Raw genomic sequence first — 3,366 nt, forward strand, 5'->3', positions numbered from 1 at the left:
CAATAAATTTTGCACGCTATTTATGTTTCAAATTCCTGCTATAACTATCTTACTACATCTAATTTAATACATATACTTAATATTAATAAAGAAAGATTTATTATCATTTAGGGTAGACTTAATCATATGAAAGTTAGAGGTTATTTGCAGATTAAATAAACGATAAACTAAAGAAACATCATATCTAATAGCCTGAGCATTATAATGTAACGTTGGGATACTAAAATAAGAGTTATTGGCACTAGTTGCAAACTTTACTAAAGTTTCATAATGGCTGTAAAAATTTTTTTCAAAGGCAATTCCCATATCAGGAGTTAAGATATTATTAGCACTAATTTGAAAATCTTGATTAAAACGTATCCCAACAGCTGTTTTTAGTATTTGACTATCTACAGCTTTAATTTTTAAATTAGTCCCTTTTTCTTTTTCTTTATAAGAGGGTTGTAATAAATAACCGAATCCTAAATTAATATAAGGATTCATAGTAATGAAGCTCCGGTAATTTAATCCGTATTCTGAAGATAAATTTAGGGTGTTTCCTAAAATTTCCCCCTTATAAGTTTGGTTGATTTCCGAAAAATTAATATGCCGAATTGCCTCTGAATAATCAGTACTATTAGATAAAGCAAATGAGCTATAAAGATTATTTTTTTTGTAAATACCATACATCCCAAAATGGAAAGCCTGAGTATCTATTTTATGATAACCCTTAGTTGCTGACGATGAGTAGGCAAGAGCCATACCAAAAATAACATTATTATTAATAATGTTATTTATTCCAAAAGAGTATTGATTATATTCTGAGGTTGATTCTGCTATTAATTCATTTTTTGAGAGTTTTAAGGATGGTTTAGAAAAACTACTCCAGATAGAATAATTCAGATTATCATAGCGTTTTAAAATTCTAGAGGCGGTACTTGGTCTGGTTAACATGTATGAGCGGGTTTGGTATAAAAGAGTATTAGTAAAATCATTACTTAAAGTATCTCTGATAGTAAATAAAAGAGCATTGTTTACAGGTGCTAATTGTACTAAAATGCTCGCTAACTCAACTCCTTCATATAAATTCAGCTCTATTAATAAATCTTTGAAATTTTCTTTACCATAAGTATCAGTATCTAAAAAGTCGTCAAGTCCTTTAGCAATATTTTTTGCAAGAGTATTACTTCTACCTTCTTCCAATAAAAATTTTAAATAAGAGTTAGTTTGTAGATGAAAATATAATTTTTTATCATCACTTTTAGAATCTTTAAATGCTCTGTATCTAGGATCTAAGAGTAGTAATTTCCCATTAAAAGATAAAGAATTCTCAGCATGCAGTAATTCATCCTTAACCGTTTTCTCAAGATAATTATTAAAGATTGTTCGCTCTTCTTGTTTAGGTATAATACGAATAATAGTTCCATCTATTTCAATTTTACCACTATTAGTACCGGTAACTTTCGTAGAAGATAGCAAGCCTGAATTGGTTCCTACAAAGTCGGCAGTAATATAAAGATTACCTTTAAATTGATAATAATTTTGAAAGATAGCAGTATGATTAGTTATATAAATTTTAGCAAGGTTAGCCCCTAATTTGGTATTTTCATTCTTAGCAATATCATTTGAGGTAAAATACAAAGTTGAAGTATCTACTTTAATATTCTGAATTTCAGTTAATTTAGTATTTAAGTAGGCAGTTGTTCCTAATACTTCTAAGCTGTTATTACCGATTCCTCCTGCTATCTTATAGTTAATATTATGTATTTTATTAGAATTACTACTAACAAGCTTTATAGTATTATTACCTGTTAATAATCGTACTCCTCCTTTCCCTATTTTAGCTGTATCATAAATAATAATAGTATCATTACCATAGGTTCCCTCCAGAACTCCTGTTACAGTTCCTTTAATAGTAGCATTTAGGCTAAAAGTATTAGAAATACTCTTATTGGTTCTATCGCTATGAAGTTTCTTATTAGTATCTAAAACAATAGGATCTAATGTAGACTCAATAGGTTTAGCAGAGCCCATGGTGGCATTGGTGTCTAAGAAAAAGGTAGTTTTCCCAACCCAATAAAGATCTTCGGTAATTTTTGTTTGATCATAAGCATTGATATTAACACTAAAAGTAGTGAATAACTCTTTAAGAAATTTTCTCTCAAAGAGGTTTTTTTTATCAAGGTCAGAACCTGGGATACTAGTATCTCTATTAACATGAAAAACTAATATAGAATCATTATAACTATTAATAGTTATATTAATATTATCAGCAAGTACGGTAAAACCTTTACAAAAATTACCCCTACAGTCTTGGGCATAAGGAGCATTTTCATCATATAATGCATGAAGTTCTTTATAGTTATTAATTTCTAAAGAATGCTTAGTTGCAAAAGAATGAAAGAAAATGATATGCTTATTAATAAAAGTTATTTTTTTCTGACCTTTACCGTAGGTTTCGCCCTGCCCAATAACTACCTTAGCATTTTCTTGGATTGTAACCTTAGAGTCATATCTAAGATAGAGAAAATCATTAGTCCAAGTGGAATTACTACCAACCTCATGGTCATCCCTAAAGCACATATTAGTATTTACTTTGGTAGGGGAACCGTACAAATTAGCACAGTCAGGGTCATTTACTGCAAAAGCTTTAAGGCATATTAATAGAAATAAGCAACTCAGATATAAAATTTTTTTCATATTAAAAATTATAATACAATCTATGGCAGTAAATTCAAATAAAAATACATTTTTGCAAGAAAATACTATTTTTTAAGTTAATTATAAATGTAATATAGTGATATGGCATCTAGTTTAGTAATCTTGAGTTAAGTTATTTAAAGTCTTGTAAATCCTGGTAATTGTCTAATAAAGGAGTTTTTTTAATTATAGCTTGTTTGGCTAATTTATCTACTAATTCATTTTCATAAATTCCGGCATGGCCTTTAACCCATTGATAAGTTATATTATACTGTGAAGATATGGTAGCTAATTTTTGCCATAATAATTTATTTTTTACAGGTTTCTTGTTGCTATTTTGCCAATTATTAGCTTTCCAAGTATGAATCCAACAGGTTATTCCCTGTTTTACATAATTACTATCCGTGTATAAGGTGATATCAAGCTTTTTTTTAATTATACTTAGAGCCTCAATTGTAGCAATTAATTCCATTTGATTATTAGTAGCATAGGGAAGATAGCCGGAAATTTCTTTATTATGTTCTGCCCATTTTAGTAAAATACCTATACCACCCTCACCAGGATTACCGGAACAAGAACCATCAGCATATATTTTTATATGATTTAACTTTGAAGTTGTCATTTTTCATTATAACCTATATTATATTAATTTAGATACTATATTTTAAAGGTTAATGATATGTTAAA

General features: G+C 28.6%; 2 protein-coding genes. Both read right to left on the bottom strand.

The window, feature by feature from the left end; translation table 11 throughout:
- Nucleotides 1-63 precede the first annotated feature (63 nt).
- Nucleotides 64-2,679: an autotransporter outer membrane beta-barrel domain-containing protein gene (locus tag ACQCX0_RS01010; protein WP_462562244.1), complete on the bottom strand. Its 2,616-nt coding sequence runs from the start codon at nucleotides 2,677-2,679 to the stop codon at nucleotides 64-66.
- Nucleotides 2,680-2,812: 133 nt separating this feature from the next.
- Nucleotides 2,813-3,301: a ribonuclease HI gene (rnhA, locus tag ACQCX0_RS01015; protein WP_462562245.1), complete on the bottom strand. Its 489-nt coding sequence runs from the start codon at nucleotides 3,299-3,301 to the stop codon at nucleotides 2,813-2,815.
- Between the last annotated feature and the right edge of the window lie 65 nt (nucleotides 3,302-3,366).

It is taken from the genome of Candidatus Hepatincolaceae symbiont of Strigamia maritima, from assembly GCF_055505085.1.